The sequence below is a fragment of the Streptomyces sp. NC-S4 genome (assembly GCF_054353315.1).
The window spans coordinates 5,546,562-5,560,577 of sequence record NZ_CM135937.1 but is presented as its reverse complement, the minus strand read 5'-3'; the positions used below and the strand labels follow the sequence as shown (position 1 = coordinate 5,560,577).

Annotated in this window: 9 protein-coding genes; all 9 read right to left on the bottom strand. The window is 68.2% G+C overall.

The genetic code is table 11. The features are described from left to right. Nucleotides 1–3: 3 nt before the first annotated feature. The 9 genes from ACXNSR_RS25160 to ACXNSR_RS25120 all read right to left on the bottom strand — a co-directional run bounded on the left by ACXNSR_RS25160 (nucleotide 4) and on the right by ACXNSR_RS25120 (nucleotide 13,710). Nucleotides 4–1,632 carry a peptide ABC transporter substrate-binding protein gene (locus tag ACXNSR_RS25160; protein WP_458637723.1) on the bottom strand — a complete coding sequence of 543 codons (1,629 nt, stop codon included), beginning with the start codon at nucleotides 1,630–1,632 and terminating at the stop codon, nucleotides 4–6. Nucleotides 1,633–1,739: 107 nt separating this feature from the next. Further along, entirely contained in the window at nucleotides 1,740–2,666 is a 927-nt protein-coding gene (locus tag ACXNSR_RS25155; protein ID WP_458637722.1) for a GNAT family N-acetyltransferase, read from the bottom strand. A 131-nt stretch (nucleotides 2,667–2,797) separates the two neighbouring features. Then, nucleotides 2,798–3,850: an ABC transporter ATP-binding protein gene (locus ACXNSR_RS25150; protein ID WP_458637721.1), complete on the bottom strand. Its 1,053-nt coding sequence runs from the start codon at nucleotides 3,848–3,850 to the stop codon at nucleotides 2,798–2,800. Further along, nucleotides 3,843–4,934 (bottom strand): ABC transporter ATP-binding protein, encoded by a 1,092-nt coding sequence (locus tag ACXNSR_RS25145; protein WP_458637720.1) that lies wholly within the window; start codon nucleotides 4,932–4,934, stop codon nucleotides 3,843–3,845. Before ACXNSR_RS25145 ends, ACXNSR_RS25150 begins: the two co-directional genes overlap by 8 nt. 9 nt (nucleotides 4,935–4,943) lie before the next feature. Then, on the bottom strand, nucleotides 4,944–5,867 hold the full coding sequence (locus tag ACXNSR_RS25140; protein ID WP_458637719.1) for an ABC transporter permease: 924 nt from the start codon (nucleotides 5,865–5,867) through the stop codon (nucleotides 4,944–4,946). A 23-nt stretch (nucleotides 5,868–5,890) separates the two neighbouring features. After that, a complete protein-coding gene (locus ACXNSR_RS25135; protein ID WP_458637718.1) occupies nucleotides 5,891–6,784 on the bottom strand; it encodes an ABC transporter permease in 894 nt (297 codons plus the stop codon). A gap of 231 nt (nucleotides 6,785–7,015) precedes the next feature. Then, entirely contained in the window at nucleotides 7,016–8,668 is a 1,653-nt protein-coding gene (locus ACXNSR_RS25130) for a peptide ABC transporter substrate-binding protein (RefSeq protein WP_458637717.1), read from the bottom strand. A gap of 471 nt (nucleotides 8,669–9,139) precedes the next feature. After that, nucleotides 9,140–11,044 (bottom strand): translational GTPase TypA, encoded by a 1,905-nt coding sequence (gene typA / locus ACXNSR_RS25125; RefSeq protein ID WP_458637716.1) that lies wholly within the window; start codon nucleotides 11,042–11,044, stop codon nucleotides 9,140–9,142. Nucleotides 11,045–11,379: 335 nt separating this feature from the next. Further along, nucleotides 11,380–13,710 carry an ABC transporter family substrate-binding protein gene (locus ACXNSR_RS25120; protein WP_458637715.1) on the bottom strand — a complete coding sequence of 777 codons (2,331 nt, stop codon included), beginning with the start codon at nucleotides 13,708–13,710 and terminating at the stop codon, nucleotides 11,380–11,382. Nucleotides 13,711–14,016 lie beyond the last annotated feature (306 nt).

The window sequence follows — 14,016 nt, the reverse complement described above, 5'->3', positions numbered from 1 at the left end:
GGGTCAGCCGACCTTGATCTGGTCGTACACGGGGACGCTGAACTGGTTGAGCGCCACGTCCGAGAGCCGCTCGGCGTAGCCCGCGCTGCCGTTCTGGTACCAGAGCGGGATGGCCGGCATCTGCGCGGCGAGGATCTTCTCGGAGTCCTGGAACTTCGCGATGGCCTTGGCCGGGTCGCTCTCCTGGTTGGCCTCGTCGACGAGCTTGTCGAAGTCCGCGTTGCTGAACTTCCCGTAGTTGGAGGAGGCCCCGGTGTAGTAGAGGGGCTGGAGGAAGTTCTGGATGAGGGGGTAGTCGGCCTGCCAGCCGGATCGGAAGGGGCCGGTCAGCTTGAAGCTGCTCTGCTGGTTGCGGAAGTCGGCGAAGGTGCCGATCGGGTTGACCGTGCAGACCGGGCCTTCGCCGAGCGCGTTGTTGATGCTGTTGCAGACGGCGTCCATCCAGTCGCGGTGCGAGCCGGTGTCCACGTTGGAGGTCAGCGTGACCTTGCCGCCGGGGAGTCCGCCGGCGTCCGTGATGAGCTTCTTGGCCGCGGCCGGGTCGTAGACGCAGGCGTCGCCGCAGACGGTGGCGGAGAAGCCGCCCTTCTCGCCGAGGGCCGGGGAGGTCCAGTCCTTGGCCGGGGTGCGGGTCTCGCGGAAGATCTGCTTGGTGATCTCGTCGCGGTTGATGGCCATCGAGATCCCGCGGCGGACGTTCTCCATGCCCTCCTTGCTCCACTGCGGGTCGTACAGCGGGAAGGTGAGGGTCTGGATGATCAGGGCGGGCTGGTTGATGTACCGGTCGCCCAGGTCGTTCTTGACGTTCTTCAGCTGCTGCGCGGGCACGTCGTCGACGAGGTCGAGGTTGCCGGAGATCAGGTCGGTGTAGGCGGTGTTGTTGTCGGTGTAGACCTTCAGGTCGACACCGCCGTTCTGCGCCTTGTCCGGACCGGGATAGGTGTCCCACTTGCGCAGCTTCATGCCGGTGCCCTTGGTGTACGAGTCCACCGTGTACGGGCCGTTGCCGATCGGCTGGTTCAGCCAGCCGGCGTGGTCGGTGAAGAAGGCCTTGGGCAGCGGGGAGAAGGCCTGGTAGCCGAGGGTCTCGGGCCACGTGGAGAACTTGTTCTTCAGGGCGACCGTGAAGGTCTTGTCGTCCTTGACGACCAGTCCGGACATCGTCTTGGCCTTGGGCTCGCCGGAGGCGGGGTGGACGTCCGCGTAGCCGACGATGTCGGAGAAGAACGGCGAGTTGTTCTGCTTGTTGCGCACGTCCGCGCCGTAGTTCCAGGCGTCGACGAAGGACTGCGCGGTGACCGGCTCGTCGTTGCTGAACTTCCAGCCGTCCTTCAGCGTGATGGTGAAGTTCTGACTGTCCGTCGTCTCGATCTTCTCGGCGACCATGTCGAGGGCCTCGCCCGTCTTCGGGTCGTAGCGCTTGAGGCCCCGGAAGAGCATGTCGAGCACCTTGCCGCCCTGCACCTCGTTGGTGTTGGCGGGCTCCAGCGGGTTCTGCGGGTCGCCCCACGAGGAGCTGACGATTCCCGCCTCGCCGCCTCCGCCGCTGTCGCTACCGCCGCCGCAGGCCGTCGCCACGAGGGCGACGGCCACCGCACATGCGGCCCACTTGGCGTGGGTGGCTCCGCGCATGGAGTGCCTCCTATGGATCCCAAGACTCGCTTAGGGGCCAATGTCACCCTATGTGGGGTCCTGCACACTCATCCTTGGACCGATTGCACCCGCGCGTCCCGCCCCTGTCACCCCTGGGGGTGCAACGAAAGCTCCCACGAGTCGACCGCGTAGTGCAGGCCCATGCCGTGCGCCTCGTACAGGGCGAGCGCGCCGGTCTCGTTGTGGGTGTCCACGCCGAGGCCCACGCGGTCCCGGCCGCGCTGCGCGTAGACGGCGAAGCAGTGGCGCAGCAGGAAGCCGCCGAGACCGCGGCCCCGTACCTCCTTCGCCACGCCGAGGTGGCTGACCCAGGCCATGCTCGTGCGGTCGTCCCGGGTGAGCAGCACGGCCACGTCCCCGTGGCCGGGCAGGCTCGCGATCCACACCAGGGACCAGTCGAGATTGCGGCCCTCCACGTGGTCGAGCCAGGTCTCGTACGGGCGGTCCACATGGCCGAAGTGCGCGGCGAAGGTCCGCTCGACCAGGGCGTGCGCCCGGTGACGGTCGGCCTCGTCGTCGCCGCAGTGGCGCAGGGCGAGCCCGGCCGGCGGGGCCGGCGCCGGGTCGGCGGCCGGTGCCAGGGAACGGGTCATGACCTGGTAGCGGCGGACGGTGCGGTAGCCGCGCCCGGTCAGGAGGGTCAGGTCGAGGGTGGGCTTCACGTTGAGCTGCATCCTCAGCACGCCCTGACCGCCGGTCAGCTCCGTGGCCCGGGCCTCCATGCGCTCCAGCAGCAGGACGGCGGCCTCGTCGTGGCCGGGCAGTACGTAGTGGTCCCCGTCGACGCGGCCCGGACCGGAGTCCGCCCACACGAGGGCGTAGGCCACGAGCCGGCCGTCCTGGTGCGCGAGCCAGGAATCGGTGGCCAGGTCCACGTCCGGAGCGTTGAGGTCGGACTCGACGGTGCCGAGATCGGTCTCCGGGCGGCCTATCTCGATCAGGTCGACGGCATTGAGGAGGGCGCAGATGTCGGCCGCGTCCCCGGGCCCGGCGGGCCGAACGGTGAGGGTCATGCCGTCACTCTCCGGCCCCGGCTCAAGGGGGCGCAACCGGTTTCCCCCCGGGCCCCGGAGCGGAGACGAGAACGGCCGGTCCCCGGCGCCGTGGGGCACCGGGGACCGGCCGTTCGTGACGAACGCGTCGGTCAGACGGCCAGGATGGCCTTCTCCTCGGCGAAGTGGCACGCGGACTCGTGCGCGGCCAGGGTGTTCACGCCCTTGAAGCGCTCCGGGATCGCCAGCAGCGGCTCCTCGGTGGAGCACTTGTCCTGGGCCTTCCAGCAGCGGGTGCGGAAGCGGCAGCCCGACGGCGGGTTGGCCGGGGACGGGACGTCACCGGTGAGGATGATCCGCTCGCGGCCCTCGCGCGCGTCCGGGTCCGGGACCGGGACGGCGGAGAGCAGCGCCTGGGTGTACGGGTGGGTCGGGTGCTCGTAGATCTCGGCGTCGGTGCCGATCTCGGCCATCTTGCCCAGGTACATGACGCCCACGCGGTCCGAGATGTGCCGGACGATCGAGAGGTCGTGCGCGATGAAGAGGTAGGAGAGGTTGAACTCGTCCTGCAGCTTCTCCATCAGGTTGATGACCTGGGCCTGCACCGACACGTCGAGCGCGGAGACCGGCTCGTCGCAGATGATGATCTCGGGCTGCAGGGCGAGGCCGCGGGCGATGCCGATGCGCTGGCGCTGACCGCCGGAGAACTGGTGCGGGTAGCGGTTGATGTACTCCGGGTTCAGGCCCACGACGTCCAGGAGCTCCTGGACCTTGCGGCGCCGGTCGCCCTTCGGGGCCACCTCGGGGTGGATCTCGAAGGTCTCCCCGATGATGTCGCCGACCGTCATGCGCGGGTTCAGCGAGGTGTACGGGTCCTGGAAGACCATCTGGATGTTGCGGCGGACGGCCTTCAGCGCGCGGCCGGACAGCTTGGTGATGTCCTGGCCCTTGTAGAAGACCTCGCCCGCGGTGGCGCGCTCCAGGTTCATCAGGAGCTTGGCGACCGTGGACTTGCCACAGCCGGACTCGCCCACGATGCCGAGGGTCTCGCCGTGGTAGAGGTCGAAGGAGACCCCGTCGACGGCCTTGACCGCGCCGACCTGCTTCTTGAACAGGATGCCCTGGGTCAGCGGGAAGTGCTTGACCAGGTTACGGACCTGGAGGATCGGCTCGCGCTCGGTGGCGTTCTTGGTGAGCTCAGCCATGGATCTGGTCCTTCCAGAAGTGGCACGCGCTGCCGCGGCCGGGCAGTTCGGTGCCGTCCTGCTCGGTGACCGCGTGCAGCACCGGGATCTCGGTGCGGCAGATGTCCTGCGCCTTCGGGCAGCGGGGGCTGAAGGCGCAACCCGTGGGAATGCGCAGCAGGTTCGGCGGCAGACCCTTGATCGCGTAGAGCTCCTGGCCCTTCTGGTCCAGGCGCGGGATCGAGTCCAGCAGGCCGCGGGTGTACGGGTGGGACGGGCGCTTGTAGATCTCGTGGACCGGGGCGGTCTCAACGATCCGGCCCGCGTACATGACCGCGATCTTGTCCGCGACGTCGGCGACGACGCCGAGGTCGTGGGTGATCAGGATCAGGCCCATGTTCATCTCGCGCTGGAGTTCCGCGAGCAGGTCCATGACCTGCGCCTGGACCGTCACGTCGAGGGCCGTGGTCGGCTCGTCGGCGATGATCAGGTCGGGCTCCAGGGCCAGCGCCATGGCGATCATGATGCGCTGGCGCATACCGCCGGAGAACTGGTGCGGGTAGTCACCCACGCGCGCCTTGGCGGCGGGGATCTTCACGCGCTCCATGAGCTCGATGGCCTTGAGCTTCGAGTCCTTCTTGGACATCCCCCGGTGGACCCGGAACATCTCGCCGAGCTGGTCGCCCACCGAGTAGACCGGGTTCAGGGAGGACAGCGCGTCCTGGAAGATCATCGCCATCTTGTCGCCGCGGAGCTTGCGGCGCTCCTCGTCGGACATCTTGAGGATGTCCTTGCCGTGGAAGCGCACCTCGCCGCCGGCGACCCGTCCGGGCGGGCTGTCGAGGATGCCCATGATGGCCTGAGCCGTGACGGACTTGCCGGAGCCGGACTCGCCGAGCACGGCGAGGGTCTCGCCGGCGCTGACGCTGTAGCTCACGCCGTTGACGGCCTTGGCGACCCCGTCACGGGTCTTGAACTCGACCTGGAGGTTGTCCACCTCCAGCAGCGGCACGGCGGATCCGCCGCCCGTCTCCGCAACGCTGAGAATCTCCGACGTGGTCACGCCGCCACCTTCGTCCTGCTTGCTGATGTTGTCTCGGGGCATCGGGCGGCCCTACCGGAGCTTCGGGTCGAGTGCGTCACGCAGGCCGTCGCCGACGAAGGCGAAGCCGAGCACGGTGACGACGACGAAGAGGCTGGGGAAGTACCACAGGTAGTCGTTGACGCCGATGAAGCCCTGGCCGGCCGCGAGCATGTTGCCCCACTCGGGGACGTCGACGGGGACGCCGGCGCCGAGGAAGGAGAGCGCCGCGACGCCGACGATCGTGGTGCCGACGTTGAAGGTCGCGTAGACCAGCACGGCGGTCAGCGAGTTGGGCAGGATGTGCGTGCGGACGACGCGCCAGCCGCTGGCGCCCAGCGCCTTGGCCGCGTGGACGTAGTCCATCTCGCGCACGGACAGGATCGAGCTGCGCAGGAGCCTGGCCACGGTGGCCCACGAGAAGATCGCGAGCGAGATGATCACCGGGGTGATGCCACGGCCGGTGACCAGGATGATGACGATGGCACCGATCATCAGCGGGAACGCGAGGAAGACGTCCGCGATGCGCATGACGAGGGTGTCGGCGAAGCCGGGGAAGTAGCCGGCGATGGCACCGAGGATGACACCGATCAGCACCGCGAAGAAGATCGAGGCGAGGCCGACGAACATGGCCACGCGGGTACCGGCTATGAGACGCGAGAACATGTCGCGGCCCAGGGCGTCGGTACCCATCCAGTGGGTGCCGTTGGGCGCGACGAGGGTCTTCTCCAGGTCCTGCGCACCGGGGTCGAACGGGGCGAGCATGTCCCCGAAGATGGCGGTCAGGAACAGCAGGGTGATGATCACGAGGCCGACGACGGCCAGCTTGTTCTGAACGAAGCGGTGGCGGATCTCGCCCCACTGGGTCAGTTGCTTGGGTGCGGGTTCGGCCTTGGCCGAAGCGGACGACACGGGGTTCTCGTCCCCGATCGCCGGGCTCGTTGCGAGCTCAGACATGAGGAAATCCTCCTTGGGGGCGGTCAGCTGAGGCGGATACGCGGGTCGAGGGCCGCGTACAGCAGGTCCACGATGAGGCTGAGGACGACGAAGATGGCGACGCTGTACGTCACGACGCCGACCACGATCGGGTTGTTCTGCTGCTGAATCGCCTGAACCAGTGCCAGACCGACACCGTCCCAGTTGAAGATCGCCTCAGTGATGAGCGCACCACCGAGGAGTCCGCCGAACGAGATGCCGAGGTAGGTGACCACGGGGATGGACGAGTTGCGGAGCACGTGCTTGAACAGCACGCGCCGGCGCGGAAGTCCCTTGGCCACGGCCGTCTTCACGTAGTCCGCGCGCAGCACCTCGAGCATCGTGCCGCGGGTGAGGCGGGCGACGAAGGCGATGTCGGTGATGGCGAGGGTCACTGCGGGAAGGATCATGCCGTCGAGCTGATCCCCGCTCATCGGGGGGAACCAGCCGAGTTCGACGGCAAAGTACTTCTTGAGCAGCATGCCGATGACGAAGGTCGGGAAGCCGACCGCCATCGTCGTAAAAAATGTCGTGGTCATGTCCAGCATGCTGTATCTGTAGAGCGCGGAGATGATTCCCACGCCCATACCGAACCCCGTGACGAGAACGATGGCCAGCAGGGCCAGCTTCGCGGTGTTCTGCAGCTTCGGGCCGAGGATTTCGGAAACCTCGCGCCGCTGGATGAAGTCCTCACCGAGGTCTCCGGTCGCGACCTTCGCGACATAGTTCACGTACTGCTCGGGCAGCGACTTGTCGAGCCCGTAACGCTCCTTGAGTTCCGCGACCACTGCAGGGTCACGTGCCTTGTCGCTGCCCGCGATCGAACCCACGGGATCACCGGGGAGAACGAACAGACACGCGAACAGAACCATGGTCGCGCCGATGAGGACTATGACCATCTGCCCGAGGCGACGGGCGACGTACCTTCCCATGTTTGTGCCTCTCTACCTGGCCGCTTCTGGGAGCAGCGGCCTCCGGCCCAAGGAACGGGCCGGCTCTCGGCCTGCGGGGATTGCCCGCGGATGTGAGGGGTGCCGAAGTAAAAACGGCCTGCCGAGCGAGGCCGCGGCCCACCGGTCACCCGGGGGCCGCGGCGCGTTCGCTCCTGACGGATATACCGTCCGAACCGATTACTTCTTGAGCGAGATCTTCTCGAGGATCGGGTCCTCGTTGAAGTTGATGTCGTCCAGACCGTTGAACTTGTCCGTCGCCATCAGGCGGAACTGGGAACGGTTGAAGGTCGGGATGAGGGCCATGTCCTCCATGGCCATCTTCTCGGCCTGCTTGTACATCGTGATGCGAGCGGCCTCGTCCTTGGTGGCGCGGGCCGTGTCGATCAGCTTGTCGAACTCGGGGTTGTTGTAACGGACGCGGTTGTCACCGGTCACGTTGCCCTCGGCGTCCTTGTTCATCGACGTCGAGTGCAGCAGCGGGAACAGGAAGTTCTCCGGGGTCGGGTAGTCCGCGCCCCACGCGAAGCGGTAGATACCGGTGGCGCCGCCACCCTGCTGCTCCTTGAGCATGCCCGGGAAGTCCTTGCCGTCCAGCTTGACCTTGACGCCGAGAACGTCCTCGAGCTGCTTCGCGATGGCCTGGACCCACTCTTCGTGGCCCGCACCGGTGTTGAAGCTGAACTTGATCTCGGTACCCGGCTTCAGGCCGCCCTTCTCGGCGTGCTCCTTCGCCTTGGCGACGTCCTGCTTGATGCAGGAGACGCACAGGTCCTTCTGGTACGCCTTCGGGAACGACGGCGGCACGATGGTGGTCGACGGGGTCTGGAAGCCCTGGAAGACACCCTTGGCGATGGCCTGACGGTCGATCGCGTAGGAGATCGCCAGACGGGCGTCCTTGTTGTTCGTCGGACCGTTGTCACCGATCGGCAGAACGAAGTTCATGCCGTTGGTGTCCTTGGCGAACCACTTGTTCTGCGGCTTGTACTTCGCCTCGGCCGTCTTGAGCATCGGCGTCGGGATGTGCGCGTAGTCGAAGGTGCCGGCCTGGAAGCCGTCGTACTCGAGCTGCTGCGCGGTCTTGTCGTTGAGGAGGGTGACCTGGACCTTGCCCAGGGACGCCTTCTCCAGCCCGTAGGTGTCGTTACGGACGAGGTTGATCGCCTTGTTGTGCTCCCACGTGCCGTCCATCTTGAACGGACCGTTGCCGATGGGGGCCTCGCCGAACGCCTTGTCCTCTTCGCCGACCTTGGCGACCTTCGGGACCGGGCTGTAGGCGTTGTGCGCCGTCTTCAGGACGAACTCGCAGTCCGCCTTGGACAGGTCCACCTTGATGGTGGTCGGGTCCGGGGTGGTGACACCGGAGAAGGTCTTGGCGGAGCCGTCCTGCAGCTCGGCGTAACCCTTGATGCCGGCGAAGTGGTACGCCACGTCGGACGCGGCGGCCTTGTGCGCGGCACGGGCCCAGCCACGGGCGAACGCCTCGGCGTCGACGACCTCGCCGTTGGAGAACTTGGTGTCGGGCTTGATCTTGAAGGTCCAGGAGGTGCAACCCTCGTCGGACGTCGCCGACTCGGCGAGCTGCGGCTCGGCCAGGCCGTCCGGCGTGTTGCCGTACAGGCCGGTGAACAGAGCGTTGGCCAGCAGCACGCCGGTGGACTCGTGGGCACGCCCCGGGTCGATGGTGTCCGGCTCGGTGCTGCCGAGCCGGAACACGCCACCGTCGGCGCTGCTCTTGTCCTTGCTGTCACCGTCACCGCCGCCACAGGCGGTAGCGGCCAGGGCGACGACAACCGCGCCCACGACCCACTTGGCGCTCTTGGCACCGCGCATGGGTTTCCTCCTCATGAGTCCACTGATCGACTTGAGGGGCCCAAAAACCTCGCCGACACCCCTGACGGCGAGCATTTCCGTGCCCGTAGTGTGCTCGTGAGTCGGCGCGATCCCCACATCGCGTGACCCATTGACCCGAGCTCAATGGAGCCATCCTCAGGGACGGTCAGGCCGTAAACCACACTTAAGTGGTCTCGTTTTCACAACATCGATCCGCGTCAGAAACCCGAAATCCGGACAAACGGATAGGAGACAGACACGTGCGAAACGGACGGTTGGCTCATCATCCGGAGCGTCACGGTCGGTATGCGGACACCTGAACGCAAAAATCCGCTTGACAGACGCGAACAGCCCCTCTCTTCACGGACTCCGTGAAGAGAGGGGCTGCTGCACTACCAGGGCCCTGCGGCCGACTGCGCCCGCCGGGGCCGCCGCCCGAGCAAACCCGGGCGAACGGCCGTACGGCTGTTGTTACTTGGCGGACTTGGCGCGCGACGCGGTGCGCGAGCGCTCCTTCTGGTCCAGGACGACCTTGCGGATGCGGACGGCCTCCGGGGTCACCTCGACGCACTCGTCGTCGCGGCAGAACTCCAGGGACTGCTCCAGCGACAGCTTGCGCGGCGGGATCACGTTCTCCGTGTTGTCCGCGGAAGCCGCACGCATGTTGGTGAGCTTCTTCTCCTTGGTGATGTTCACGTCCATGTCGTCGGAGCGCGAGTTCTCGCCGACGATCATGCCCTCGTACACCTCGGTACCGGGCTCGGTGAACAGGACGCCGCGCTCCTGCAGGTTGATCATCGCGAACGGCGTGACCGCACCGGAGCGGTCGGCGACCAGGGAGCCGTTGTTACGGGTCACCAGCTGGCCGAACCACGGCTCGTGGCCCTCGTGGATCGAGTGGGCGATACCGGTACCGCGGGTGTTCGTCAGGAACTCCGTACGGAAGCCGATGAGACCGCGCGACGGGACGACGAACTCCATGCGGACCCAACCGGAGCCGTGGTTCGACATGTTGTCCATGCGGCCCTTGCGGACACCCATGAGCTGCGTGACCGCACCCATGTGCTCCTCGGGGACGTCGACCGTCATGCGCTCGACCGGCTCGTGCACCTTGCCGTCGATCTCCTGCGTGACGACCTGCGGCTTGCCGATGGTGAGCTCGAAGCCCTCGCGGCGCATCTGCTCGACCAGGATGGCGAGCGCGAGCTCACCGCGGCCCTGGACCTCCCAGGCGTCCGGGCGCTCGGTGTCGAGGACGCGGAGCGAGACGTTACCGATGAGCTCACGGTCCAGGCGGTCCTTGACCTGGCGGGCGGTGACCTTGCGGTCCTTGACCGCGGACTTGGCGTCCGCGCCCTTGCCGGTGCCGCCGCGGCCGACCATCGGGGAGGTGTTCGTACCGATGGTCATGGAGATCGCCGGCTCGTCGACCGAGATCAGCGGGAGCGCGATCGGGTTCTCCGGGTCGGCCAGGGTCTCACCGATCATGATGTCGGGGATACCGGCGACCGCGCAGATGTCACCCGGGCCCGCCACCTCGGCCGGCTTGCGGGTGAGCGCCTCGGTCATCATCAGCTCGGTGATGCGGACGTTGGAGATCGAGCCGTCACGCTTGATCCACGCGACCGTCTGGCCCTTGCGCAGCTCGCCCTGCTCGACGCGCAGGAGCGCGATGCGGCCGAGGAAGTTGTCGGCGTCGAGGTTGGTGACGTGGGCCTGCAGCGGGGCCTCGTCGTCGTACGTCGGGGCCGGGACGTGCTCCAGGATCGTGGAGAAGAACGGCTCCAGGCTGTCGCTGTCCGCGGGGACGGTGCCGTCCTCCGGCTTGGTCAGCGAGGCGATGCCGTCACGGCCGCAGGCGTAGACGATCGGGAACTCGATCTGGTCCTCGGTGGCGTCCAGGTCCAGGAACAGGTCGTACGTGTCGTTGACGACCTCGTCGATCCGGGAGTCCGGGCGGTCCGTCTTGTTGATGCAGAGGATGACCGGCATGTTCGCCTGCAGGGCCTTGCGCAGGACGAAGCGGGTCTGGGGCAGCGGACCCTCGGAGGCGTCCACCAGCAGGACGACGGCGTCCACCATCGACAGACCGCGCTCGACCTCACCACCGAAGTCGGCGTGGCCGGGGGTGTCGATGATGTTGATCGTGATCGGGGCCCCGCCGTCCTTGGGGTGATACTTCACCGCCGTGTTCTTGGCGAGGATCGTGATGCCCTTCTCACGCTCCAGGTCGTTCGAGTCCATCATGCGGTCGTCGAGCTGCTGGTGGGCGGCGAAGGCACCGGCCTGCTTGAGCATGGCATCGACGATGGTCGTCTTGCCATGGTCGACGTGGGCGACGATGGCGACGTTACGGATGTCGTGGCGCGTGGGCACTTCGGCGCTTCTCCCGGGATCGTGGATGGCGTCGCGTACGGTCCGGCACGCGCGCCTCGGCCGGGCGAAAACCTGCCACGGCCTTACCCCATGGTACGTCGCGTGGCGGGAACCGCCTGCCGGGGGGTCTGTCAAGAGGCCGGACGAATGAGTGCGGCCGAGCGCTGCGTGGGGTGGCTCGACCGCCGTTCCTGCTGGTAATCGCGCGGGTCAACGGGTACGCACGACCTTGCCCGCCGGAGGATCCGGCGGGCAAGGGACTTGAGTCACATCTGAGCTTGTGGCCCTGCGGTCAACCAGACAGGCACCGCTTTGTCACCACTTCTTCGCCCGCGCTACTTCTTCTTGTCCTTCGCCGCCGTCGCCTTCTTCCAGCCGATGTCCTGGTAGCGAGGGGCACCGAGGCCGAAGGCGCCGGCGTTGGCGAGGCCCGGCTTGACCGCCACCAGCTCCGGGCGCTGGAAGAGGGGGATGGAGCCGGCCGCGGCCCAGATCCGGGCGTCCGCCTTGCGCATCAGCTCACGGGACTGCTCCTCGTCCAGTTCCCCGAGGGCCTGGTCGAACAGCTGGTCGATGTGATCGGTACCGACCCGTGTGTAGTTCTGTTCGACGAGGAGCGAGCCGTCCGCGGCCGGCTCCGGCTTGGCGAAGATGGGCCGGGCGTCGGTGGCCGGGTAGGCCGTCGCGGGCCAGGAGTACAGGGCCAGGTCGTACTGACCGGAGGCGATGTGGTCCTTGAAGAAGCTCTCGTCGGCCACCTTGATCGTCTCGGTGTTCACCCCGACCTTGCGGAGCATCCCGGCGATCCGCTCGCCGACCGTGCGCAGGGACTGCGAGCCGGGGCCCGCGGGGAGGACGAAGCGCAGGCTCAGCGCCTTCCCGTCCTTGGCGAGCATGCTGCCGGAGGTGCGGACGGGCTGCTTGGCGGGGGCCGGGGCCGGGGAGGCCTGGGCGGGATCGGCCGCCTCGCCCTCGCGGGCCGGGACCCCCTTGTCGTCGTCCTCGGCGGCCTCCGCCCGGGCGTCCCGGGCGACCCGGGCCGCCTGGGCGAGCAGGGACTCCTGCTGCCGGGCCCCGAAGGGGGCCGGGGCCAGCACCGGGGACGGCTCGTCCCCGGCCCGGGTGCGCGTGAGGGCGGTGCCGGCCCCCGTGAGGTCCGCGGCCGCCGGCCGAAGCTCTCCGTTGGCCCCGTCGTCCTGGCCCACGATGTAGAGCCCGTCGTTTCCGGTGCCCGGGCCCGACGGGGTCTTCGAGTCGTCCTGCGGCGCGCTCTCCGGGCCGGCCTTGGCGCCCACGGGCTCGGTGAGCTTGCCGCCCTTGCGCCAGCCGGCGTCCGTGAACAGGGCCTGCGCCGCCCGGGTGTCCAGGCCGCCGAGCGCGTCGCTGTTGTCGGCGTACGCCCGCTGCCCGGCCAGGGCCAGGTGGCTGCCGACCGGCTTCGCGGGCAGGCCGAGCGGCTTCAGCACGACCTCGGCCAGCGCCTGGCGGTCCAGGGCGCGGGCAACCGCGCGGCGCACCCGCTCGTCCGCCAGCGGGCCGGAGGCCCCGTTCATCGCGAGCTGGGTGTAGGCCGGCTCCAGGGACTTGCGCACCGTGAAGGCCTTCAGCGCCGTCTGCTCCTGCGCGTACTGCTTCACCGAGGCGAGGTGCTTCTGGCGGCTCTCCGTCTCCGCCGCCGCCTTCTCCTCGTCCGCCCCGAAGGCGGTCGCCCAGGACAGCGTGGCCTGCGCCGGCGTCAGCGCGGCTCCCGGGCCGTGGGCCGGGGCGCCGCCCGCGCCCGGGCCGCTCTTGGCGGCCGCGTCCCGGCGGGCCAGTGCGATCCGGTCGGCCCCGGCCCGGTCGATCTCCGCCAGATCGAGCTTCCCGGCGGCCAGCGCCGCCGGGCGCTCGGCCCGCGGGACCGCCGTCAGGACCAGCGTGTCCAGCTTGGCCGGACGGCCCCACCAGCGCGCGTTGCGGGTCAGGGCTACGGTTCCGGACTTCTTGTCGACCGCGCCCAGCCCGAAGGGTCCCGCGGTGATCTTCAGCGCGCCGCGGGCGCCCTCGTTGAAGGCCTCCGGGGTACCGGTGACCTGCTTGGGGTAGAGCGGGGTGAAGAGGGCGCGCCAGTCGGCGTACGGCTTGTTGAAGGTGACCCTGACCTCCAGGTCGGTCTTGCCCTTCTCGATCTTCTCGATCCGGTCGTAGCCGGCGTTGCGCGCCGTCCAGTACGCCGAGTCCTTGCCGTTCAGAGCCCGCCACTGCGCCACGAAGTCGGCGGCGCCGATCTCGCGCCCGTCGCTCCAGACCGCCTTCTGGTTCAGCTTGTACTGGACGACCTGCTTCGGCTCCCGCTCGATGACCTCGGCCTTCTCCAGATAGTCCGGGTTGACCACCGGCCGCCCCTTGGCGTCCAGCACGAAGAGCTGGGGCAGCACGGCGCCGGCGATCCTGTTGGTGGTGGCGTCCGCGTCGGCCTGGAAGGTGTTGAGGGTTTCCGGGAGCGCGTCCACCGCCCAGCGCAGCACACCCCCGTCCGCGACCTTGTCGCGGGTGGTCGTGGCGATGTCCTGTCCTGCGGCGGCCTGACCGCCCTCGTCGTCACCCGCGCCGCAGCCCGTGAGCAGCGGCAGTGCGAGGACTCCCGAGGTCAGGAGCGCCAAGGACCTGCGCCTTCTCTGGGACATGGGTGGTACCTCCGGGGCGGGGCGTGGGGGAAGCATGATCACGTTCGGCGCTATATGGAGCTGATCACACCGGTTGCCGGAACCCACTGAAATCGACGGTCCGCCGCACCCCTCGCAGCCGCCTCTCGCCACGCCGCGAACCCCACCCGTGCGGACCAATCCCGTTTGCGCGGCAGGAGGCGTTCCCCCGGGAGAGGGATGAGAATGGGGGGCAGGGAGGGGCGCACGGTTCACGCCTGCGCGCCCGCAATCGCTGCACGTCCCTTCACAACGGGGGACGGGAAGCGCGACACTCGCAGGCGCACA

What these genes read in the sequence shown, in the direction of transcription:
- ACXNSR_RS25160 (WP_458637723.1), bottom strand. Translation starts at nt 1,632, where the DNA reads ATGCGCGGAGCCACCCACGCCAAGTGGGCCGCATGTGCGGTGGCCGTC.
- ACXNSR_RS25155 (WP_458637722.1), bottom strand. Translation starts at nt 2,666, where the DNA reads ATGACCCTCACCGTTCGGCCCGCCGGGCCCGGGGACGCGGCCGACATC.
- ACXNSR_RS25150 (WP_458637721.1), bottom strand. Translation starts at nt 3,850, where the DNA reads ATGGCTGAGCTCACCAAGAACGCCACCGAGCGCGAGCCGATCCTCCAG.
- ACXNSR_RS25145 (WP_458637720.1), bottom strand. Translation starts at nt 4,934, where the DNA reads ATGCCCCGAGACAACATCAGCAAGCAGGACGAAGGTGGCGGCGTGACC.
- ACXNSR_RS25140 (WP_458637719.1), bottom strand. Translation starts at nt 5,867, where the DNA reads ATGTCTGAGCTCGCAACGAGCCCGGCGATCGGGGACGAGAACCCCGTG.
- ACXNSR_RS25135 (WP_458637718.1), bottom strand. Translation starts at nt 6,784, where the DNA reads ATGGTCATAGTCCTCATCGGCGCGACCATGGTTCTGTTCGCGTGTCTG.
- ACXNSR_RS25130 (WP_458637717.1), bottom strand. Translation starts at nt 8,668, where the DNA reads ATGCGCGGTGCCAAGAGCGCCAAGTGGGTCGTGGGCGCGGTTGTCGTC.
- ACXNSR_RS25120 (WP_458637715.1), bottom strand. Translation starts at nt 13,710, where the DNA reads ATGTCCCAGAGAAGGCGCAGGTCCTTGGCGCTCCTGACCTCGGGAGTC.